At 58.3% G+C, this 21,099-nt stretch carries 20 protein-coding genes; 13 read left to right on the top strand and 7 right to left on the bottom strand.

Features of this window, described 5'->3' with window-relative positions; genetic code table 11:
- The first annotated feature begins 114 nt into the window (after positions 1–114).
- From sapA to sapF, 5 genes are read left to right on the top strand one after another with little or no spacing between them, the layout of a single operon-like run.
- Entirely contained in the window at positions 115–1,758 is a 1,644-nt protein-coding gene (gene sapA, locus HMPREF3140_RS13670) for an ABC transporter substrate-binding protein SapA (protein ID WP_002901817.1), read from the top strand.
- Positions 1,755–2,720 (top strand): putrescine export ABC transporter permease SapB, encoded by a 966-nt coding sequence (sapB, locus tag HMPREF3140_RS13665; protein WP_002901816.1) that lies wholly within the window; start codon positions 1,755–1,757, stop codon positions 2,718–2,720. The genes sapA and sapB overlap by 4 nt, the downstream gene beginning before the upstream one ends.
- Positions 2,707–3,597: a putrescine export ABC transporter permease SapC gene (gene sapC / locus HMPREF3140_RS13660; RefSeq protein WP_004151901.1), complete on the top strand. Its 891-nt coding sequence runs from the start codon at positions 2,707–2,709 to the stop codon at positions 3,595–3,597. The genes sapB and sapC overlap by 14 nt, the downstream gene beginning before the upstream one ends.
- Positions 3,597–4,589, top strand: coding sequence for a putrescine export ABC transporter ATP-binding protein SapD (gene sapD, locus HMPREF3140_RS13655; protein WP_070553004.1), 993 nt, complete (start codon positions 3,597–3,599; stop codon positions 4,587–4,589). Before sapC ends, sapD begins: the two co-directional genes overlap by 1 nt.
- A 1-nt stretch (position 4,590) precedes the next feature.
- Entirely contained in the window at positions 4,591–5,400 is an 810-nt protein-coding gene (sapF, locus tag HMPREF3140_RS13650) for a putrescine export ABC transporter ATP-binding protein SapF (RefSeq protein WP_004140269.1), read from the top strand.
- Positions 5,401–5,444: 44 nt separating this feature from the next.
- Here the strand turns inward: sapF and HMPREF3140_RS13645 are convergent, their stop codons facing one another.
- Entirely contained in the window at positions 5,445–6,824 is a 1,380-nt protein-coding gene (locus HMPREF3140_RS13645; RefSeq protein WP_004151902.1) for a purine-cytosine permease family protein, read from the bottom strand.
- A gap of 247 nt (positions 6,825–7,071) precedes the next feature.
- Between HMPREF3140_RS13645 and HMPREF3140_RS13640 the strand changes: the two genes are divergently transcribed.
- The 7 genes from HMPREF3140_RS13640 (at position 7,072) to osmB (ending at position 13,618) form a co-directional block, all read left to right on the top strand.
- On the top strand, positions 7,072–7,614 hold the full coding sequence (locus tag HMPREF3140_RS13640; protein WP_016947419.1) for a HutD/Ves family protein: 543 nt from the start codon (positions 7,072–7,074) through the stop codon (positions 7,612–7,614).
- A 198-nt stretch (positions 7,615–7,812) separates the two neighbouring features.
- Positions 7,813–8,601, top strand: a complete 789-nt coding sequence (fabI, locus tag HMPREF3140_RS13635) for an enoyl-ACP reductase FabI (protein WP_004140277.1) — start codon at positions 7,813–7,815, stop codon at positions 8,599–8,601.
- A gap of 190 nt (positions 8,602–8,791) precedes the next feature.
- Positions 8,792–9,949, top strand: coding sequence for a carboxymuconolactone decarboxylase family protein (locus tag HMPREF3140_RS13625; RefSeq protein ID WP_032411377.1), 1,158 nt, complete (start codon positions 8,792–8,794; stop codon positions 9,947–9,949).
- A gap of 81 nt (positions 9,950–10,030) precedes the next feature.
- A complete protein-coding gene (locus HMPREF3140_RS13620; RefSeq protein WP_032411375.1) occupies positions 10,031–11,965 on the top strand; it encodes an exoribonuclease II in 1,935 nt (644 codons plus the stop codon).
- Between the two features lie 158 nt (positions 11,966–12,123).
- Positions 12,124–12,303, top strand: coding sequence for a YciZ family protein (locus HMPREF3140_RS13615; protein WP_002901786.1), 180 nt, complete (start codon positions 12,124–12,126; stop codon positions 12,301–12,303).
- A gap of 71 nt (positions 12,304–12,374) precedes the next feature.
- Positions 12,375–13,124 carry a DNA-binding transcriptional regulator YciT gene (locus tag HMPREF3140_RS13610; protein WP_002901785.1) on the top strand — a complete coding sequence of 250 codons (750 nt, stop codon included), beginning with the start codon at positions 12,375–12,377 and terminating at the stop codon, positions 13,122–13,124.
- 275 nt (positions 13,125–13,399) lie between these two features.
- Positions 13,400–13,618, top strand: a complete 219-nt coding sequence (osmB, locus tag HMPREF3140_RS13600; protein ID WP_002901783.1) for an osmotically-inducible lipoprotein OsmB — start codon at positions 13,400–13,402, stop codon at positions 13,616–13,618.
- 131 nt (positions 13,619–13,749) lie between these two features.
- Here the strand turns inward: osmB and yciH are convergent, their stop codons facing one another.
- The 5 genes from yciH to pgpB form a co-directional block, all read right to left on the bottom strand.
- Entirely contained in the window at positions 13,750–14,076 is a 327-nt protein-coding gene (yciH, locus tag HMPREF3140_RS13595; protein WP_002901782.1) for a stress response translation initiation inhibitor YciH, read from the bottom strand.
- Positions 14,076–14,813, bottom strand: a complete 738-nt coding sequence (pyrF, locus tag HMPREF3140_RS13590) for an orotidine-5'-phosphate decarboxylase (RefSeq protein ID WP_004151907.1) — start codon at positions 14,811–14,813, stop codon at positions 14,076–14,078. The genes yciH and pyrF overlap by 1 nt, the downstream gene beginning before the upstream one ends.
- 191 nt (positions 14,814–15,004) lie before the next feature.
- Positions 15,005–16,174, bottom strand: coding sequence for a lipopolysaccharide assembly protein LapB (gene lapB, locus HMPREF3140_RS13585; RefSeq protein WP_032411373.1), 1,170 nt, complete (start codon positions 16,172–16,174; stop codon positions 15,005–15,007).
- 6 nt (positions 16,175–16,180) lie between these two features.
- Positions 16,181–16,489: a LapA family protein gene (locus HMPREF3140_RS13580; RefSeq protein WP_002901780.1), complete on the bottom strand. Its 309-nt coding sequence runs from the start codon at positions 16,487–16,489 to the stop codon at positions 16,181–16,183.
- Positions 16,490–16,624: 135 nt separating this feature from the next.
- Positions 16,625–17,392, bottom strand: coding sequence for a phosphatidylglycerophosphatase B (gene pgpB, locus HMPREF3140_RS13575; protein WP_002901779.1), 768 nt, complete (start codon positions 17,390–17,392; stop codon positions 16,625–16,627).
- 163 nt (positions 17,393–17,555) lie between these two features.
- Here pgpB and ribA point away from each other — a divergent pair, with 163 nt between their 5' ends.
- Entirely contained in the window at positions 17,556–18,158 is a 603-nt protein-coding gene (gene ribA, locus HMPREF3140_RS13570; protein ID WP_002901778.1) for a GTP cyclohydrolase II, read from the top strand.
- A gap of 46 nt (positions 18,159–18,204) precedes the next feature.
- Here the strand turns inward: ribA and acnA are convergent, their stop codons facing one another.
- Positions 18,205–20,877, bottom strand: coding sequence for an aconitate hydratase AcnA (gene acnA, locus HMPREF3140_RS13565; RefSeq protein ID WP_032411371.1), 2,673 nt, complete (start codon positions 20,875–20,877; stop codon positions 18,205–18,207).
- Between the last annotated feature and the right edge of the window lie 222 nt (positions 20,878–21,099).

Raw genomic sequence — 21,099 nt, 5'->3', positions numbered from 1 at the left:
CTGAATACTATACGCACCCGGTAACCGCATTATCCCTCAGGCTTGTTGAAGGCGGTGGTGAATGTCTATTAATCTTAATAAGATAGAGTTCAGCTCTATAATCAAACAGAAAATATGCGCCTGAAATTGTCATCTCTCCTGGCAGCCGTTTCCCTGCTGTGTGGGCCAGCTTTTGCCGCCCCTGCGCTCCCCGACCGCGCCGATATCCGCGATAGCGGTTTCGTCTATTGCGTCAGCGGCCAGGTTAATACCTTTAATCCGCAGAAAGTCAGCAGCGGCCTGATTGTCGATACGCTGGCCGCTCAGATCTACGATCGTCTGCTTGACGTCGATCCCTATACCTACCGGCTGGTCCCCGAGCTGGCGGAGAGCTGGGAAGTTCTCGATAACGGCGCTACCTACCGCTTTCATCTGCGCCGCCACGTCCCGTTTCAACGCACGGCGTGGTTTACCCCGACGCGGGACTTTAATGCCGATGACGTCATTTTTACCTTTGGCCGTATTTTTAACCGCGACCATCCGTGGCACAACGTCAACGGCAGCAGCTTCCCCTACTTCGACAGTCTGCAGTTTGCTGACAGCGTGGAGAGCGTCCGCAAGCTGGATAATCAGACCGTGGAGTTTCGCCTCAAGCGGCCGGACGCCTCGTTCCTCTGGCATCTGGCCACCCACTATGCGTCAATTACCTCTGCCGAATATGCCGCCCGCTTAACGCAGGACGACCGCCAGGAGCAACTGGATCGCCAGCCGGTTGGCACCGGCCCGTTCCAGCTATCCGATTACCGCTCCGGACAATATGTTCGCCTGCAGCGCCACCCCGGCTACTGGCGCGGCAAACCTTTGATGCCCCAGGTGGTGGTCGACCTTGGCTCCGGCGGCACCGGCCGCCTGTCGAAACTGCTGACCGGAGAATGCGACGTGCTGGCCTGGCCAGCCGCCAGCCAGTTGACGATCCTGCGTGACGACCCGCGCCTGCGCCTGACGCTGCGCCCGGGAATGAACATCGCCTGGCTGGCCTTCAACACCGCTAAGCCGCCGCTGGATAACCCTGAGGTGCGCCATGCCCTGGCGCTGGCGATTAACAACCAGCGCCTGATGCAGTCTATCTACTATGGCACCGCGGAGACGGCGGCGTCCATGCTGCCGCGGGCCTCGTGGGCCTACGATAATGACGCTAAAATTACCGAATATAATCCGCAGGAGGCCCGCGCCCGCCTGAAAGCCCTGGGGCTGGAAAACCTGACCCTCAAGCTGTGGGTGCCCACCAGCTCGCAGGCGTGGAATCCCAGCCCGCTGAAAACGGCGGAGCTTATCCAGGCGGATATGGCGCAGATTGGCGTTAAGGTGATTATTGTGCCGGTAGAGGGACGTTTCCAGGAGGCGCGCCTGATGGACATGAGCCACGACCTGACGCTCTCCGGCTGGGCGACGGACAGTAACGATCCGGACAGTTTCTTCCGACCGCTGCTAAGCTGCGCGGCCATCGCCTCGCAAACCAACTTTGCCCACTGGTGTAACCGGGAGTTTGACGACGTGCTGCAAAAAGCGCTGCTCTCGCAGCAGCTCTCCTCGCGGATGGACGCTTACAAAGAGGCGCAGCGGATCCTCGCCCGCGAACTGCCGGTCCTGCCGCTGGCCTCGTCGCTGCGGCTGCAGGCCTACCGCTATGATATGAAAGGCCTGGTGCTCAGCCCTTTCGGTAACGCTTCGTTCGCTGGCGTATCGCGGGAAAATACTGAAGAGGTGAAAAAGCCATGATTATTTTTACCCTGCGCCGTCTGCTGCTGCTGCTGATCACCCTCTTTTTTCTGACCTTTGTCGGTTTCAGCCTGAGCTATTTCACCCCTCATGCCCCACTGCAGGGCGCTTCCCTGTGGAATGCGTGGCTGTTCTGGTTTGAAGGGGTGCTGCACTGGGATTTCGGCGTCTCCAGCATTAACGGCCAGCTGATTTCTGAGCAGTTGCGCGAGGTTTTCCCGGCGACCATGGAGCTGTGCATCCTCGCCTTCGGCTTTGCCCTGCTGATAGGCATTCCGGTGGGGATGATCGCCGGCGTAATGCGCAATAAATGGCCCGATACCCTGATCAGCGCCGTCGCGCTGGTCGGTTTCTCGATCCCGGTCTTCTGGCTGGCGCTGCTCCTGACCCTCTTCTTTTCCCTGACCCTCGGCTGGCTTCCGGTCTCCGGTCGCTTCGATCTGCTGTATGAGGTGAAAAACGTCACCGGTTTCGCGCTGATCGACGCCTGGCTTTCGGACTCGCCGTGGCGCCATGAGATGATCGTCAGCGCCGCCCGGCATATGGTGCTGCCGGTATTGACCCTGGCGGTCGCCCCCACCACTGAAGTGATCCGCCTGATGCGCATTAGCACCAGCGAGGTGTATGACACTAACTATGTAAAAGCGGCCGCCACCCGCGGCGTGTCGCGACGCAAAATTCTACTGCGCCATGTGCTGCACAACGCCCTGCCGCCGGTGATCCCGCGTCTCGGCCTGCAGTTTTCCACCATGCTCACCCTGGCGATGATCACTGAGATGGTGTTCAGCTGGCCTGGACTGGGCCGCTGGCTGATCAACGCTATTCGCCAGCAGGACTACGCGGCGATCTCCGCCGGAGTGATGGTGATTGGCGCGCTGGTGATTATTGTCAACGTGATTTCCGATATTCTCGGTGCCATGGCTAACCCACTGAAACATAAGGAATGGTATGCCCTACGATAGCGTTTATCTGGAAAAGCGTCCGCCCGGCGCGCTGCGCACCGTATGGCGTAAGTTCTATGGCGACACCACGGCGATGATCGGTCTGTACGGCTGCGCGGGCCTGCTGCTGCTCTGCGTCTTCGGCGGCTGGTTCGCCCCCTACGGCATCGACCAGCAGTTCCTCGGCTACCAGCTGTTGCCGCCGTCGTGGTCGCGCTATGGCGAAGTCTCCTTCTTTCTGGGAACCGATGACCTCGGCCGCGATGTGCTGAGCCGACTGCTGAGCGGCGCGGCGCCCACCGTCGGCGGCGCTTTTGTCGTCACCCTCGGCGCCACGCTGTTTGGTCTGGTGCTGGGCGTGATTGCCGGATCGACCCACGGCCTGCGCTCGGCGGTGATGAACCATATCCTCGACACCCTGCTCTCCATCCCCTCGCTGCTGCTGGCGATTATCGTCGTCGCCTTTGCCGGGCCGCATCTGAGCCATGCGATGTTCGCCGTCTGGCTGGCGCTGCTGCCGCGCATGGTGCGCTCCGTCTACAGCATGGTCCACGATGAGCTGGAAAAAGAGTACATCATCGCCGCCCGCCTCGATGGCGCCTCGACGCTGAATATTCTGCTGTTCGCCATCCTGCCCAATATCGCCTCCGGCCTTGTGACCGAGATCACTCGCGCCCTGTCGATGGCCATTCTGGATATTGCCGCGCTGGGCTTTCTTGATCTCGGCGCCCAGCTGCCTTCGCCGGAATGGGGAGCCATGCTGGGCGATGCGCTGGAGCTTATCTATGTGGCGCCGTGGACCGTGATGCTCCCCGGGGCGGCGATTATGCTCAGCGTACTGCTGGTCAACCTGCTGGGCGACGGTATTCGCCGGGCGATCATTGCCGGGGTAGAATAATGCCGTTACTCGATATTCGTCACTTAACCATTGAATTTAAAACCAGAGAAGGCTGGGTTAAAGCCGTCGATCGCGTCAGCCTGACGCTGACCGAAGGCGAAATCCGCGGCCTGGTGGGGGAATCCGGCTCCGGGAAAAGCCTTATTGCCAAAGCTATCTGCGGCGTGACCAAAGACAACTGGCGGGTCACGGCCGACCGCATGCGCTTCGATGACATTGACCTGCTGCGACTGTCGAACCGCGAGCGCCGGAAGCTGATCGGCCATAACGTGTCGATGATTTTTCAGGAGCCCCAGTCGTGCCTCGATCCCTCTGAGCGCATCGGCCAGCAGCTGATTCAGAGTATCCCCGGCTGGACCTACAAGGGCCGCTGGTGGCAACGGCTGGGCTGGCGCAAGCGCCGGGCCATCGAGCTGTTGCACCGCGTCGGCATTAAAGATCACAAAGATGCCATGCGCAGCTTCCCCTATCAGCTGACCGAGGGCGAGTGCCAGAAGGTGATGATCGCCATCGCCCTGGCCAACCAGCCGCGTCTGCTGATTGCCGACGAGCCGACCAACGCCATGGAGCCGACCACCCAGGCGCAGATTATTCGCCTGCTGACGCGGCTCAACCAGAACAACAACACCACCATCTTGCTGATCAGCCATGACCTGCAAATGCTCAGCAAATGGGCGGATAAAATCAACGTCATGTACTGCGGGCAGACGGTGGAGAGCGGGCCCAGCGAAGAGCTGATCACCCTCCCACATCACCCCTACACCCAGGCGTTAATCCGCGCGATCCCGGATTTCGGTAGCGCCATGCCGCATAAAAGTCGCCTCAACACCCTGCCTGGAGCGATCCCGCTACTGGAGCAGTTGCCTATCGGCTGTCGGCTGGGGCCGCGCTGCCCGTACGCCCAGCGCGAGTGTATCGAAACGCCGCTTCTTACCGGGGCGCGCAACCATCTGTACGCCTGTCATTTCCCGTTGAACATGGAGAAAGAGTGAAATGGTCGAAACATTGCTGGAAGTTCGCCAACTCAGTAAGACCTTTCGCTACCGCACCGGCTGGTTTCACCGTCAGACGGTTGAGGCGGTTAAACCGCTGAGTTTTACCCTGCGCGAACGGCAGACGCTGGCGATTATCGGCGAGAACGGCTCCGGGAAGTCGACCCTCGCGAAGATGCTGGCGGGCATGGTGGAACCCACCAGCGGCGAATTGCTGATTGACGATCATCCGCTGACTTTTGGGGATTACTCCTACCGCAGTCAGAAGATTCGCATGATCTTTCAGGATCCGTCGACCTCGCTGAACCCGCGTCAGCGCATCTCGCAGATCCTCGATTTTCCGCTGCGACTGAATACCGATCTCGACGCCGAGGCGCGGCAGAAGCAGATAATCGACACCCTGCGCATGGTCGGTCTGCTGCCGGACCACGTCAGCTACTACCCTCATATGCTGGCGCCCGGTCAGAAGCAGCGTCTCGGCCTCGCCAGGGCGCTGATCCTGCGCCCGAAGGTTATCGTCTGCGATGAGGCGCTGGCCTCGCTGGATATGTCGATGCGCTCCCAGCTTATCAACCTGATGCTGGAGCTGCAGGAGAAACAGGGCATCTCCTATATCTATGTCACTCAGCACCTGGGAATGATGAAACACATCAGCGATCAGGTGCTGGTGATGCATAACGGCGAAGTGGTCGAGCGCGGCAGCACTGCCGATGTGCTGGCCTCGCCGCTGCACGACCTGACCCGGCGCCTGATCGCCGGCCACTTCGGGGAAGCCCTCACCGCCGACGCCTGGCGCAAAGACGGGAAATAGCTGGCAGGCAACGGCAGGGGCGGCCCTCACGCCGCCCTTGTCATTCAGGTAGAAGGGAAAAGACTCTGCGCCGGCAGCGACCGGCGGTCAAAGCGGCGCAGCGCGTAGTAAAGAACCCCGGTGCCAAACCAACCTATTATCCATGAGACATCGTTACCGGCGAAGATCCACGTGAGCGAACCATGGAACAACGGGTTCTCAATGAACGGCAACTGGATAAGCACACCGACGATATACAGGGTGATCGCGTACAGGTTCCAGAACCCGTAGCGTTGCTGCGGGTCGCTTAGCGCCGGAATATCGATGGCGCCCTTCGAGATAAGATAATAATCCGTCAGACAGATGGCGCTCCACGGCACGAAGAACGCCAGCAGAAACAGAAGAAAATGCGTGAAATGCTTTAAGAAAGCGGGTTCGCTAAGCAACGCGATAATGCAGGAAGCCGTCACCATCAGCACCACGAATGCAATGCGACACTTTTGCGACAGCACGGTTTGCCGGCGGAAGGCGGAAACAATGGTGGTCAGCGACATAAAGCTGCCGTACGCATTGAGGGTAGTGAAGGTAATTTTACCAAAACAGATGGCGAAATAGATAACCATGGCCATCGCCTGACTCTTACCTAATCCCACCAGATAGCTCACCTCGTGACCAGGGAACGCGCTGCCGGCAATGGCCGCTGTCAGAACCCCGAGCGTCATCGACGTTTGGGTGCCCAATACGGTGCCGAAAAACACTGAGCACCACGTTTTTGTGGCGGAAACATCGCGTGGCAGGTAGCGCGAATAGTCGGATACATAGGGGCAAAAAGCGATCTGCCACGATGAGGAGAGCGATACGGCTAATAAAAACGTCGGCAGCGAAAAATGGTTATTGTGCGCGAGCGCACTGAGATCGGCCGAAAGTAGCAGCGTGATGAACATATAAACGAAGGCGAGAATTCCGACGATACTCGCCAGTTTGCCCAGCTTGTGGATCACCTTATAACCGAGTACGGCGATAACAATAATAATCGCACTGAATATCAGCATCCCGGCTACGTGGCTGATATTCAGTAGTTTGGCCATTGCCTGCCCGGCCAATACGGTGCCGCTGGCAGAAAAACCGATATACATGACGCAAACCAGCACCAGCGGCACCACCGCGCCAAAAACCCCAAACTGGGCGCGGCTAAGGATCATTTGCGGAAGTCCCAGTCGCGGTCCCTGCAGCGCATGCAGAGACATCACCGCCGCCCCCAGCATCTGACCGACCAGCAGCCCGACCAGCGACCACACTACATCGCCGCCCAGCACAACGGCTAAAGCGCCAGTGACAATCGCCGTAATTTGCAGATTGCCGCCAAACCAAAGGGTGAACTGGCTAAAAGGGTGTCCATGCCGTTCGCTTTCCGGGATGTAATCAATCGACCGCCTTTCACTCATTCCAGCATAATTGCTCTTTGACTGCCCGTCTGTAGACGAAAACGAAGACATAGGTTCCTCACTCAAGTTATTAATATCACCTCACTCAATCGCTCTTGTATATACAAGCATTGACAACACACCGCCTTGCATGCACTCTCATTTTGTGACGAATATGTAAAATATTTGTATTGCAGAAAGTTACTAAACTAGCTCAAGGCGGTGCTTATTGTTGACGCCGGAAGCGATTAACTAAGGTATGCTGCCCATGATGGTCCCTTTTCAACTTTCGACGCTCCCCGTCACGCCGTGGAAAAACGGCGCCGGAGAGACGCGCGAAATCATCTGCGTACCCGCTCCAGATGCCCCTTTTCTCTGGCGAGCGAGTATTGCCACCCTGCAGGCGGATGGCCCTTTCTCCCCCTTTCCTGGCGTCGACCGGGTCATTACTCTGCTGGCGGGGCAGCCGCTACGGCTGTGTGGCGAGAATATCGACCAACCGCTGGCGCTCTGGCAGCCGTGGGCTTTCCCCGGCGAATGGGCGCTGTCCAGCGTCGGGATCGTTGCGCCAGGGCTGGACTTCAATATCATGACTCAGCGCGGGCGCGCGTCGGCGACGGTCCAGGTCGTTAGCGACCTGCAATGCCCTGCCAGCGAGGGGGTCGCTTATGTTCTACAAGGCGAGTGGGATCTGGCCGGGCGACGCTGCGCGGCCGGCAGCGGCCTCTGCTGGCGCGGTGGATCCCCGCGGAATCTGCGTCCCGTGGGCAGCAATGGACGCCTGCTGCTGGCGGAGATCGCGCTCAAATAATCGTCAGGAGAGATGATATACTGCAGCTATCGCGATGTACTTTTGCCCCGCGCGGCGCGGACCGGCTGAAAAATATCGTGACACAAGGGGTCGTCAGTGGGATATAATTCCCGGCTAAATTTGAGTTATTTTGAAATAACAATGTTAACGTTATGATTGTTAAAGTAAAAATAAGCAATAACGATAAGGATTAAAGCTATGGGTTTTCTTTCCGGTAAGCGCATTTTGATCACTGGCGTCGCCAGCAAACTGTCCATCGCCTACGGCATCGCGCAGGCAATGCACCGCGAAGGCGCGGAACTGGCATTCACCTATCAGAATGAGAAACTGAAAGGTCGCGTAGAAGAGTTTGCTGCCGCGCTGGGTTCTGACATTGTGCTGCCGTGCGACGTTGCTGAAGATGAGAGCATCACCGCGCTGTTCACCGAGCTGGAAAAAGTCTGGCCAAAATTCGATGGTTTCGTCCACTCAATCGGTTTTGCCCCGGCTGACCAGTTAGACGGCGACTACGTTGACGTTGTCACTCGCGACGGCTTTAAAATCGCGCACGACATCAGCGCTTACAGCTTCGTGGCAATGGCCAAAGCCTGCCGCGGCATGCTGAACCCGGGTTCGGCTCTGCTGACGCTCTCCTACCTGGGCGCAGAGCGCGCGATCCCGAACTATAACGTGATGGGTCTGGCCAAAGCCTCTCTGGAAGCTAACGTCCGCTATATGGCTAACGCCATGGGTCCGGAAGGCGTTCGCGTCAATGCCATCTCTGCCGGTCCTATCCGTACGCTGGCCGCGTCCGGTATTAAAGATTTCCGTAAAATGCTGGCGCACTGCGAAGCGGTCACCCCGATCCGTCGCACCGTCACCATTGAAGATGTGGGTAACAGCGCAGCCTTCCTGTGCTCCAACCTGTCTGCGGGGATCTCCGGTGAAGTCGTTCACGTTGACGGCGGGTTCAATATCGCCGCCATGAACGAGCTGGAACTGAAATAAGTTCCTTCCCCTCCTCGCCCCGGTGAGGAGGGTTCTTCCATCCCCCACGCCTTACGCCCCACCTGTTATTCCAATCGGCTATTTGTTAGCACGTATCAATATTTTCTCCTGCTTCCGGGTTACGCCAGGATAGTTCTGCATAAACGATCCGCGGAACGGCGGTTCGCCACATACCGAACAAGGAAAGCCCATGGAGCCACGCCGCGTGAATGGCAAAAATCACTGGTATCACGAAACCCAGTCAACAATCTGCCCGGTGGATGTCCTGCCGCTCGTCCCTGAAGCCGCCCATGTTGAAGACCGCTTTTTGCTGGACCTGACGCTGCCGGCCGCCTGGCTACGTGCCCACGCTGACTGGCTACACCCCGCACGCCAGCTGGCCGAACTGCTGTTTCCCGACCAGGTGGCGGTGAGTCGCCTGCAGACCTTTACCGCTTACGATCGACTCAGCACCGCGCTCACCGTCGCCCAGGTCTACGGCGTCCAGCGGCTGTGTAACCACTACGCCGCCCGCCTTGCTCCCCTGCCAGGCCCCGACTCCTCGCGCGAGAGCAACCGTCGTCTGGCGCAAATCACGCAATATGCTCGTCAGCTTGCCGGTTCGCCCTCGGTTATTAACGCTCTCTCCCGTAGCCAGCTGGACGAAGTGGGCTTAACCAGTCGGGACATTATTCTGTTCAACCAGATTATCGGATTCGTCGGCTTCCAGGCGCGGGCGATTGCCGTCCTGCAGGCGGCCCAGGGCTTTCCGGTGCGCTGGATCCCCGGTATGCCCCAGCAAGAGGAGGCACCCGCGGAGCTGTTCGCCCCGCCGCCGGGAGCATGGCAGGCAGACATTGCGGATCCCGACCTGCAGTATGCCGATGATGAGCGTCAGCGGCGCATCGCCGGCTGGCAGTCGCTGCCCGGTCTGGGCGAGCTGGCGCCGCTGCTGGCCTGCGACCCACAGTTATTCGCGCCTCTGGAGATCTTGATCCGCCAGCTCAGCACGGATGATACCTTTGGCCCGCAGGTCGCCTTACTCACGGCGCGCACCAATGGCAGCCCCACCTGTTTTGACGTCTGGCTCCCCCACTGGCAGGGTGAAAAGGAGTTCGCCAGCCATCTGCGGGAGGGCGACCAGGCCCTCCATCACTGGCTCCAGCAGCATCCTCAGGCCCGGTCTCTCGTGACCGCGGTGCAGCTGTTAACCCGCTCGCCTGACCGGTTTAGCGCCGCCCAGTTAACGCCCCTCGCGGAATATCGACTCTCTGAGCAACAAGCAATCGATCTGTTGATCTGGAGCGGGCTGTGCGGATGGATGAATCGTCTGAAAATCGCCCTCGGCAATGTGCGTCAGCAGACGTAAATTGCTGAAACAGCGCTTGCTGCGGCAGGCATATTCGCGTAAAAATGTCAGCCGCTCTTTTAGCCACGAAAATACCTAATTATGTTTCAGGATAACCCGCTGCTAGCGCAGCTTAAACAGCAACTGCATTCCCAGACGCCGCGCGCGGAAGGGGTCGTTAAGGGCACGGAAAAGGGCTTTGGCTTCCTCGAAGTGGACGCTCAGAAGAGCTACTTCATTCCGCCGCCGCAGATGAAAAAAGTGATGCATGGCGACCGTATCGTCGCGGTGATCCATTCTGAAAAAGAACGCGAAAGCGCCGAGCCGGAATCGCTGGTTGAGCCCTTCCTGACTCGTTTTGTCGGTAAAGTCCAGAAGAAAGACGATCGCCTCGCTATCGTTCCTGACCATCCGCTGCTGAAAGACGCCATTCCCTGCCGCGCCGCCCGCGGCGTTGAGCACGATTTTAAACAGGGTGACTGGGCCGTCGCCGAGATGCGCCGTCATCCATTAAAAGGCGACCGCGGATTTTACGCGGAGTTGACCCAGTTCATCACTTTTAGCGACGACCACTTCGTCCCATGGTGGGTAACCCTGGCGCGCCATAATCTTGAGAAAGAGGCACCGGACGGCGTCGCCACCGAGATGCTCGACGAGGGGCTGACGCGCCGCGACCTAACCACCCTCGACTTCGTCACCATTGACAGCGCCAGCACCGAAGATATGGACGATGCGTTGTATGCCGAGTCCACTGCTGATGGCAAACTGCTGCTGACGGTCGCCATTGCCGACCCGACCGCCTGGATTGCCGAAGGCAGCAAGCTGGATAACGCCGCAAAAGTGCGCGCCTTTACCAACTATCTGCCGGGCTTCAACATTCCAATGCTGCCGCGCGAGCTGTCAGACGATCTCTGCTCCCTGCGCGCTAACGAAGTGCGCCCGGTGCTGGCCTGCCGGATGACCCTGGCGGCCGATGGCACCATCGAAGACAATATCGAGTTCTTTGCCGCCACCATCGAATCGAAAGCCAAGCTGGCCTATGACGACGTCTCTGACTGGCTGGAAGGCCGCGGCAGCTGGCAGCCGGACAGCGAGGCGATCGCGCAGCAAATTACGCTGCTGAAGGACGTGTGCCAGCGTCGTAGCGAATGGCGTCAGACCCATGCGCTGGTGTTCAAAGACCGTCCGGACTACCGTTTCGTTCTCGGCGAAAAAGGCGAAGTGCTGGATATCGTCGCGGAACCGCGTCGCATTGCCAACCGCATTGTCGAAGAGTCGATGATCGCCGCCAACATCTGTGCCGCCCGCATTCTGCGCGACAAGCTCGGCTTCGGCGTTTATAACGTTCATACCGGTTTCGATCCGGCGAACACCGAGCAGTTGGCCGCCCTGCTGAAAACCCATGATGTGCACGTCGACCCGACGGAAGTGCTCACCCTGGAAGGGTTCTGCAAGCTGCGCCGGGAACTGGACGCTCAGCCGACCGGTTTCCTCGACAGCCGCATTCGCCGCTTCCAGTCGTTTGCGGAAATCAGCACCGAGCCGGGCCCACACTTTGGTCTTGGGCTTGAAGCCTATGCCACCTGGACCTCGCCGATCCGTAAGTATGGCGACATGATCAACCACCGTCTGCTGAAAGCCATCATTAAAGGCGAGACCATTGCGCGTCCCCAGGATGAAGCCACCGTGCAGATGGCGGAGCGCCGTCGTCTCAACCGGATGGCCGAGCGCGACGTCGCCGACTGGCTGTACGCCCGTTTCCTCAACGATAAAGCCGGGACCGATACCCGCTTCGCGGCGGAGATCATCGACGTCAGCCGCGGCGGGATGCGCGTGCGTCTGGTGGACAATGGCGCGGTCGCCTTTATTCCGGCCCCGTTCCTCCACGCCGTGCGCGACGAACTGGTGTGCAGCCAGGAGAACGGTACCGTGCAGATCAAAGGTGAAGTAGTCTATAAAGTGACTGACGTTATCGATGTCACTATCGCTGAAGTTCGCATGGAAACCCGCAGCATTATTGCGCGTCCGGCGGTCTGACGCCCCTTCACAGCGGTTCCTGCGGGAACCGCTGCTTCTTTCCTCTCTATCCAGCCATTTCCGTCGCACCGATTAAGGTTGTGCGTTTTTTTCGCTTCTCTTTTTCATTCATTTTTAGCATCATTGATTTCATTCGTTTTTGTTACCAGGATAATGCCATGTCAGATGTGAATGCCCACCTGCTCGCTCAACGTATCGATACCGTGCTGGATATTCTGGTTGCCGGTGATTACCATTCTGCGATCCATAATCTGGAGATCCTCAAAGCGGAGCTGCTGGCGCTGGCGGCGGACGATGCTGAACAACAAAACCAACCCAAGGCGCCCTGGGAAATCTGAATATCAGCCATGCCGCAGCCGGCCATATGGACCGGTTGCTCGCCATATAGCCCCCTAACAGTGATGTTGCTATGAACGCCCGACAACAAAGTATTTTGCAAGTGGTCATCGATAAAGGCCGCATGAGCGTCGCCGATCTGGCGAAGATGACCGGTGTCTCTGAGGTTACTATTCGTCAGGATTTGAATTTGCTGGAAAAGCAGAGCTATTTGCGCCGTACTCATGGCTATGCCGTACCGCTGGACAGCGAAGATGTCGAAACCCGCATGATGACCCATTTCGCCATTAAGCGTGAGCTGGCCAGCCGGGCTGCGGCGCTAGTGAATACCGGTGAAACGGTATTTATCGAAAACGGCAGCAGCAATGCCCTGCTGGCGCGTACGCTGGCCGAGCGCGGCGATATCACCATCATTACCGTCAGCAGCTATATCGCCCATCTGCTGAAAGAGACCCCAGGAGAGGTGATCCTGCTGGGCGGAATTTATCAGAAACGCAGTGAGAGTATGGTCGGTCCGCTAACCCGTCAGTTCATCCAGCAGGTGCATTTCAGCAAAGCCTTCATCGGGATCGACGGTTGGCAGGCGGAAACCGGCTTTACCGGCCGCGATATGATGCGTGCGGACGTGGTGAACGCCGTGCTGGAGAAGCATTGTGAGGCAATTATTCTTAGCGACAGTTCAAAATTCAGCGCGGTACATCCCTATCCGCTCGGTCCCGCCGGCCGCTTTAATCGCGTTATTACCGACGATCGCTTACCGGACGCCTGTCGCGAACAATTGCTCCGCAGCGGCCTGACCGTCGATATCGTGCCCTACATCTGATCCTCCGCCGCCCCATCTCCTGCCAAAGCGCCGGAAGGGGCGCTTTATCGCTCTGAGAGTATTCCGAGCCGCTAATTAAGACTTTTTACCTGACGATAAATTTTAAAAAAAGTAAAATTATTATTAGCGATATAACAGGAAGTGACTATCACCTGCGTGATTTTCGTGACACCTGCGCACCTTAACTTCATGGAATTGCCCTAAAGCTGCTTTATCAGGCTATGCTTAAAGGAGCGCTGTAATCCATGAATAGATTATTCAGGAGAAAAAAAATGATGACTTCAACGAGCAAAAAAATGGCTGCTGTCGTTCTGGCTGTCACTGTAGCAATGTCTCTGAGCGCTTGCTCTAACATGTCTAAACGCGATCGTAACACGGCTATCGGCGCTGGCGCCGGCGCTATCGGTGGTGCGGTGTTAACTGACGGTAGCGCGCTCGGTACCCTGGGTGGCGCAGCAGTCGGTGGTATTATTGGTCACCAGGTCGGCAAATAATTTAATTATCTGACGAAATAAAAGAATAATTCACACGAATTGACTTACGCACGTTAAATCATTCAAGGCCGCGGCATTTACCGCGGCCTTGTTATTTCAACCAGACCATTGGAGCAGAGGGAAAATAGCGATCAGCCACCGGCTAACTTGACCTTCATCCCTTTCGCCTCAAGCAGCGACTTGAGTAAATCCCGCTTATCGCCCTGGATCTCGATCACGCCATCTTTCACCGCGCCGCCGCAGCCGCACTTCTTTTTCAACTCTGCCGCCAGAGCGGTTAGCGCAGCATCGTCGGCATCAATCCCGCTAATCAGACAGACGCCTTTGCCCTTGCGGCCGCTGGTCTGGCGCTGGATCCGCACAATGCCGTCGCCTTTCGGGCGCACCGGCGCCGGTTTCGCCTCGTCGATACGCCCGGTTTCGGTGGAGTAGACCAGACGGCTGTTGGAATCGCTCATTATGCCCCCTTGCGCAGAGAATCGTTGATCGCCCGCAGCGTCGCGGCTGGATCCGCCGACTGAGTAACCGGGCGACCAATCACCATATAGTCTACCCCAGCTTCCTGAGCCTGCTCAGGAGTCATAATTCGCCGCTGATCGCCAGCGTCGCTGCCCTGCGGACGAATCCCCGGGGTCACCAGCTTAAACGCCTGCCCCAGCTCATGCTTAAAGCGCACCGCCTCCTGGGCTGAACACACCACCCCATCAAGGCCGCAGCGTTGGGTCAGCGCCGCCAGCTTCGCCGCGTAGTCAGCCGGAGATAAGGTAATGCCCAGATCCTGTAGATCGCTGGACTCCATGCTGGTGAGCACCGTGACAGCGATCAGCAGCGGCGCATCTTTGCCAAACGGCAGCAGCGCTTCGCGCGCGGCGGTCATCATTCGCGCGCCGCCGGAAGCATGGACATTCACCATCCATACGCCCAGCTCAGCCGCTGCGGCCACCGCGCGGGCGGTGGTGTTGGGAATATCGTGAAACTTAAGGTCCAGGAACACCTCAAACCCACGCTGATGCAGATCGCGGACAAACTGCGGGCCCAGCAGGGTGAACATCTCTTTGCCCACCTTCAGGCGGCAGTCGCGCGGGTCGATGCGGTCGACAAATGCCAGCGCTTTATCGCGATTATCATAGTCGAGCGCAACCACAACGGGAGAGGATGTGACAGCGCGGGAAGATGGGATAGCTGTAGACGTCATGACCAGACCTTAGTGTTGATGGGCGCCGGGGTGGCGCAAAAAAGGTAAACGGGCAGCATTCTACCTGTGAAGCGAACAAAATAACAGACTGCCGTACCTGCCCTGACCGGACGATGGCGCTGCCGGGGCCGCGCCTGGAGAGGAGTGAAGTCATAAGTATGTTGTAACTAATGGAGGGCTTTTTTTTGGCTTTACTGGCCGTCGAGACCGCGAATGGGTTTAATGGTCGCCCACGAGCGGCAGGATGGACAATGCCAGTAGAGTGTATGAGCGGTAAACCCGCATTTCTGGCAGCGATAGCGTGGTTTGCTGCGCACCTGCTCACCAACCATGTTTCGCAGCACCCCAAGGCTTTCTTTCGCCCGCCCTTCTTCCGCTTCGTTGAGATGGAAGTCCATCAGCTTATGGAAGACGCGCATGGTCGGGTGGCGTTCCAGCTGCCGGGTGACGTAGTTTTGCGCCGCTTCGACGCCTTCCCGCTGCTCAAGGATCTGCGCCAGCATCAGTTCGGCGGTCGCCCCGGCGTTCTCCTCCACGCAGCGGCGCAGAAAAACTTCCCATTCATCGGTTTTGCCGAGCTGCTGGTAGCAGGTCTGCAGCATCTCCAGCGTTTCACCCACCAGCTCTTTATCCTGATCGATAACCCGCTCGAGGCTCTCCACCGCTTTGGCGTAGTCGCCCTTTTCCATCCACACCCGGCCCATCATGATCGATACCCGGGCGCTGGTGCGGTCCGCGGCGGCGCCTTTTCTCAACAACGCCATCGCTTTATCCAGATCGTTGGCTGCCATCTGCTGCAGGGCCAGTTCGCACCAGAAGTTGGCGATTTCGCCACGATGTTTCTCTTTCCCCAGCTTCACCAGCCGTTCAGCCACTTCAATAGCCGACTGCCAGTCGCTGGTCGCCTGGTAAATCTGCAGCAGTTGCTGCAGCGCGCCGAGGCGGAAATCGGTCTCATCCACCAGCTGTTTGAACATGTCTTCCGCGCGGTCATACAGTCCGGCGGCCATATAATCCCGTCCCAGCTGCTGCACCGCCAACAGGCGCTGATCGTAGGTTAACGACGCGCTTTCCATCAGGCTCTGGTGAATTCGGATCGCGCGGTCGACTTCGCCGCGCGAACGGAACAAATTACCGAGCGTCAGGTGCGCCTCAACGGTACCGGTATCCTCTTTCAGCATATCAAGGAACAGGTCGACGGCTTTATCCTGCTGGTTGCTGAGCAGGAAGTTAACCCCCGCCACGTAATCTCGCGACAGGCGGCTCGCATCGTCCTGTTTGGACTGTTGTGCACTTCTGCGCCCCATGTACCAGCCGTAAGCGGCGGCAACGGGTAAAAGCAGAAACAACAACTCCAGCATAAGAGGTTATTCCTTCACCGCAGGCACGCCTGCGTCGACAGCCGCCGGGCTGACGGGGGCAATCTGATGCTCAAGACGCTTAATTTTCCGCTCCGCGCGCGCCAGTGAGACGCGCACCCGCAGCCAGAACAGGCCGCAGATCAGCCAGCCAATGGCAAAGCCCGCGGCAAACAGCACCGCCAGCAGCGTCGATATGCGGAATTCACCCTGAGCGAGTAAATAGTTGAAAGTGACCTGTTGGTCATTCTGCGCCCCCAGCGTCACTGAAATGACGAAGATTGCTAACACCAGTAAGAAAATGAGTAAATATTTCACATGACTTCCCGTTATGTGGGTTGCGCGAAAAAAGCCCGCTTTCAGCCCTATAAAGTATCATTTTCGCCGCAGCGGTGGAATGAAAAAGCATGGCAACTCTTCAGGATATGCGGTCGGATGCCGCTAAAATCAACATTATTCCGCTTCAGGCATCCGTTTTTTAATATCCTGCGCCTCTTCTCCGGGCGGCGAGAGCGGACCACAAAGGCGCTGCGTCAGCCAGCAGGCCACCGTGACCAGCAGCCAGGAGATCAGCGTGGCGACGATGAGATCCAGCGGCCAGTGCATGCCCAGCGCCAGGCGACTGCCCATCACCGCCGTCGCCCACACCAGCAGCACCGCGATTGTGCCCCAGCGGCGACGCGGCCACAGCAGCCCCGCAGCGAGTAACGCCCAGCTGGCGGCAAACATGGTGTGACCTGACGGGAAAGCAAACCCCGTCTCCTTCTGCCAGTGTTTGCGTAAAAATGACGGAATGTCCTGCGCCTGCGCCAGCTGTTCATGCACCAGTTTAGCGCGTTCTTTACGCTTTAACGCGTAGAATTGCGTCACCGGCACCTGCCTTGTGTTTTCCAGCCAGATGACGAACGGTCTCGGCTCCTGGACCCGCGCCTTGACCCAGGATTTCGCCCCCTGTCCCGCCAGGATAGCGGCGGCAAGGATAAGGAACAGGATCAACGCCGCGCGCAGGCGAAAGCGCAGACACCAGAGGAACCAGCCGCAAAGCACGACATGAGTGATAATTCCCCACGGCTGGGTCACCGTTTCCGTCACCCACCACAGGCTTTTCAACATGGCAACCGGCAGTCCAGGCTGCCACAGCCACCCGGAAAGCCAGACCGTGAGGGGCATAACCAGCAGCAGCGCCGCCGCGAGAGCAGTTCGTCGGGCTATCAACAGCATTTTCTCTCCTTCTCCTTGTAGATGAACATCATAGCGGAAAGTAGATCGTTTGTGCGCTTTCCACACGGCTAACCGTTCGCGATTAGGAGAACGTCCAGGCGTTGTGGCAAAATAGCGGGAAACAGAAAGCACAGTCAGGTGCTGACAGAATCTGGAGAATCACATGCAGCTTAAACGTGTGGCAGAAGCCAAACTGCCAACCCCCTGGGGCGATTTCCTGATGGTGGGTTTTGAAGAACTGGCAACCGGACAGGATCATGTCGCGCTGGTGTATGGCGATATATCAGGGCAGTCGCCGGTCCTCGCCCGCGTACATTCAGAGTGTTTGACGGGCGATGCCCTGTTTAGCCTGCGCTGTGATTGCGGCTTTCAACTGGAAGCGGCTCTGTCGCATATCGCTGAAGAAGGTCGGGGGATCCTGCTGTATCACCGCCAGGAAGGACGCAACATTGGTTTATTGAATAAGATCCGCGCCTACGCGCTGCAGGATCAGGGCTACGACACTGTCGAAGCGAACCATCAGCTTGGCTTCGCCGCCGATGAGCGCGATTTCACCTTGTGCGCCGACATGTTCAAATTGCTCAACGTTGAGCAGGTGCGGTTATTAACCAATAACCCGAAAAAAGTGGAAATTCTTACCGAAGCCGGGATCAACATTGTGGAGCGGGTGCCGCTGATCGTCGGGCGTAACCCGAAAAACGCTCACTATCTGGACACCAAAGCCGCCAAGATGGGCCATCTGCTGAACAGCAAGCCGACGGAATAAACCGGTGGAATAACCGAAAAAGGGCCAGCGATGCTGGCCCTTTGTTTCACAGCATATTACGAATAACGTAGTGCAGGATGCCGTCGTTGCGGTAGTAGGTGAGTTCGGTCGCCGTGTCGATACGGCACCGACAAGGGATCGCTTCCTGCGAGCCGTCAGCGCGAGTCAGGGTCACCGGCACCGTAGCGCCAGGCTGAAGCGACTGCAGATTGCTGATATCAATCCGCTCTTCCCCGGTCAACCGCAGCGTTTTGCGGGTGACGCCCTGCGGGAACTCCAGCGGCAAAATGCCCATTCCGATCAGGTTGGAACGGTGGATACGCTCGAAGGACTCGGCGATCACTACCCGAATCCCCAGCAGGCGCGGCCCCTTCGCCGCCCAGTCACGGCTGGAACCTGAGCCATACTCCTTACCGGCAATCACCGCCAGCGGTGTGCCCTCAGCCTTGTACAGCATCGCCGCATCGTAAATCGCTATCGGTTCAGGATCCGGCAGATGGCGGGTCATGCCCCCTTCCACCCCTGGGACCATTTCGTTACGAATGCGGATATTGGCGAAGGTGCCACGCATCATCACCTCATGGTTACCGCGACGGGAACCATAGGAGTTAAAGTCGCGCCGGGCAACCCCATGCTCCTGCAGATAGCGGCCTGCTGGACTATCGGCTTTGATGCTCCCCGCCGGCGAAATGTGGTCCGTGGTGACTGAGTCGCCCAGCATGGCGAGGATCCGCGCGCCGCGAATATCCTCTACCGGCAGCGGTTCGGCGCCCATCTCGTCAAAGAACGGCGACAAGCGAATATAGGTCGAGTCCTCCTGCCAGTCGTAGGTATCTGACGCCTCCACCTTGATCGCCTTCCACTCCTCAGTGCCGGAAAACACTTCCGCGTACTCTTTGCGGAACATCTCGGTGGAGACCTGTTCCACCGCGCGGGCAATCTCCTCCCCGCTCGGCCAGATATCTTTCAGATAGACCGGCTCGCCATTCTTGCCCTGTCCCAACGGCTCGCGGGTGAGGTCGATATTCATGTTCCCCGCCAGCGCATAGGCGACCACCAACGGCGGCGAGGCCAGCCAGTTGGTTTTCACCAGCGGATGAATACGCCCTTCGAAGTTACGGTTACCGGAGAGCACTGCCCCGACGGTCAGATCGCCTTTTTTGATCGCTTCTTCGATAGGTTCAGGCAATGGACCGGAGTTACCGATACAGGTGGTGCAACCATATCCCACCAGATTGAAGCCGAGCTGGTCGAGGTAAGGCGTCAGGCCGGCATGGGCCAGATAATCCGACACCACTTTCGAGCCTGGGGCCAGGGAAGCTTTCACCCACGGCTGCGGCTGCAGGCCGCGTTCGACGGCTTTTTTCGCCAGCAGGCCGGCGGCCATCAACACGCTGGGGTTAGAGGTATTGGTGCAGGAGGTAATCGCTGCAATAGCCACCGCGCCATCCGGTAGCGAATAGTGATGCCCGTTCAGCGTATAGTCAACCGGCTGACGCTGACGCTGAAGGTGGTTAACCTCCAGCTCGCCGCTGGCGGCGAAGGCTTTCGGAACATCGCCCAGCGCCACGCGATCCTGCGGTCGCTTCGGCCCGGCGAGGCTCGCTTCGACGCTGCTCATATCCAGCGCCAGGGTACTGGTAAAGACCGGCTCATCGCCAGGCTGGCGCCACATGCCCTGGGCTTTAGCGTAGGCTTCCACCAGCGCGACCTGTTCTTCGCTACGGCCGCTGAGACGCATATAGCTGAGCGTTACGTCATCGATAGGGAAAAAGCCACAGGTGGCGCCATACTCCGGCGCCATATTGGCGATGGTCGCCCTGTCGGCAAGGGGTAAGGTATCCAGGCCGTCACCGTAGAATTCAACAAACTTGCCGACGACGCCATGCTGACGCAGCATTTGGGTAACCGTCAGTACCAGGTCAGTGGCGGTGATGCCTTCGCGCAGTTTGCCGCTGAGCTTAAAGCCCACAACATCGGGGATCAGCATTGACACCGGCTGGCCCAGCATAGCGGCTTCCGCTTCAATCCCGCCCACGCCCCAGCCCAGCACGCCAAGACCATTAATCATGGTGGTATGGGAGTCGGTGCCCACCAGCGTATCCGGCCACGCCATCCACTGGCCGTTCACCTCCTCGCTCCAGACCGCCCGGCCAAGGTATTCCAGGTTCACCTGATGGCAAATACCGGTGCCCGGCGGCACCACGCTGAAGCGGCTGAAGGCCTGCTGCCCCCAGCGCAGAAAAGCGTAGCGTTCGTGGTTCCGCTCCATTTCCAGGCGGACGTTGTCTTCGAAGGCCTCGTCGTCGCCGAAGCGGTCAACGGTCACCGAGTGGTCGATCACCAGGTCAACCGGCGATAGCGGATTAACCTTCGCCGTATCGCCGCCAAGGCGTTTCACCGCCTCGCGCATGGCGGCCAGATCCACTACCGCCGGCACGCCGGTAAAGTCCTGCATCAGGACGCGTGCCGGACGGTAGGCGATTTCCCGGTCGGCATGGGCCTGTTGCAGCCAGCCGGCCAGGGCGCGAATATCTTCTTCAGTTACCGAGTCACCGTCCTGCCAGCGCAGCAGGTTCTCCATCAGCACCTTCAGCGACTTGGGCAGTCGACTGATCTCGCCCAGCTGCTTCTCCGCCAACGGCAGACTGTAGTAATGCCAGGTTTTATCGTTGACCTGCAGCGTGTCCTTACTGGCTTCTCGTAGGGTTGACGACATAGCTCCTCCTTTATCTCAGGGATGGCATACCCTGATTCTCCTCAGGGTCTCCATTAAAGATAACACATACTGAGCATAACACTTTGATAACAACCCAAATTGCTAAATACGGCGAGACAGAGAGAGAGGAAACGGGAATTATCCGAGAGCAGGCGAAATAGCACCAAAATAGTGCAAAGAGGGCGTATGCCGATATTGTATTAGTACACGAGGACAAAAAAA

The sequence above is a fragment of the Klebsiella sp. HMSC16A12 genome, assembly GCF_001808265.1.
GTDB lineage: Bacteria > Pseudomonadota > Gammaproteobacteria > Enterobacterales > Enterobacteriaceae > Klebsiella > Klebsiella pneumoniae.
This window is presented reverse-complemented; position numbering and strand designations above follow the sequence as displayed.

Bases quoted from the DNA above. Each gene is read 5' to 3' on its own strand.
- HMPREF3140_RS13610 (WP_002901785.1), top strand. From the start codon at position 12,375: ATGAACGCCCGACAACAAAGTATTTTGCAAGTGGTCATCGATAAAGGC.
- fabI (WP_004140277.1), top strand. From the start codon at position 7,813: ATGGGTTTTCTTTCCGGTAAGCGCATTTTGATCACTGGCGTCGCCAGC.
- pgpB (WP_002901779.1), bottom strand. From the start codon at position 17,392: ATGCTGTTGATAGCCCGACGAACTGCTCTCGCGGCGGCGCTGCTGCTG.
- sapF (WP_004140269.1), top strand. From the start codon at position 4,591: ATGGTCGAAACATTGCTGGAAGTTCGCCAACTCAGTAAGACCTTTCGC.
- yciH (WP_002901782.1), bottom strand. From the start codon at position 14,076: ATGAGCGATTCCAACAGCCGTCTGGTCTACTCCACCGAAACCGGGCGT.
- sapA (WP_002901817.1), top strand. From the start codon at position 115: ATGCGCCTGAAATTGTCATCTCTCCTGGCAGCCGTTTCCCTGCTGTGT.
- HMPREF3140_RS13620 (WP_032411375.1), top strand. From the start codon at position 10,031: ATGTTTCAGGATAACCCGCTGCTAGCGCAGCTTAAACAGCAACTGCAT.
- sapD (WP_070553004.1), top strand. From the start codon at position 3,597: ATGCCGTTACTCGATATTCGTCACTTAACCATTGAATTTAAAACCAGA.
- sapC (WP_004151901.1), top strand. From the start codon at position 2,707: ATGCCCTACGATAGCGTTTATCTGGAAAAGCGTCCGCCCGGCGCGCTG.
- sapB (WP_002901816.1), top strand. From the start codon at position 1,755: ATGATTATTTTTACCCTGCGCCGTCTGCTGCTGCTGCTGATCACCCTC.
- HMPREF3140_RS13645 (WP_004151902.1), bottom strand. From the start codon at position 6,824: ATGAGTGAAAGGCGGTCGATTGATTACATCCCGGAAAGCGAACGGCAT.
- HMPREF3140_RS13640 (WP_016947419.1), top strand. From the start codon at position 7,072: ATGATGGTCCCTTTTCAACTTTCGACGCTCCCCGTCACGCCGTGGAAA.
- lapB (WP_032411373.1), bottom strand. From the start codon at position 16,174: ATGCTGGAGTTGTTGTTTCTGCTTTTACCCGTTGCCGCCGCTTACGGC.
- pyrF (WP_004151907.1), bottom strand. From the start codon at position 14,813: ATGACGTCTACAGCTATCCCATCTTCCCGCGCTGTCACATCCTCTCCC.
- HMPREF3140_RS13625 (WP_032411377.1), top strand. From the start codon at position 8,792: ATGGAGCCACGCCGCGTGAATGGCAAAAATCACTGGTATCACGAAACC.
- ribA (WP_002901778.1), top strand. From the start codon at position 17,556: ATGCAGCTTAAACGTGTGGCAGAAGCCAAACTGCCAACCCCCTGGGGC.
- osmB (WP_002901783.1), top strand. From the start codon at position 13,400: ATGACTTCAACGAGCAAAAAAATGGCTGCTGTCGTTCTGGCTGTCACT.
- HMPREF3140_RS13615 (WP_002901786.1), top strand. From the start codon at position 12,124: ATGTCAGATGTGAATGCCCACCTGCTCGCTCAACGTATCGATACCGTG.
- acnA (WP_032411371.1), bottom strand. From the start codon at position 20,877: ATGTCGTCAACCCTACGAGAAGCCAGTAAGGACACGCTGCAGGTCAAC.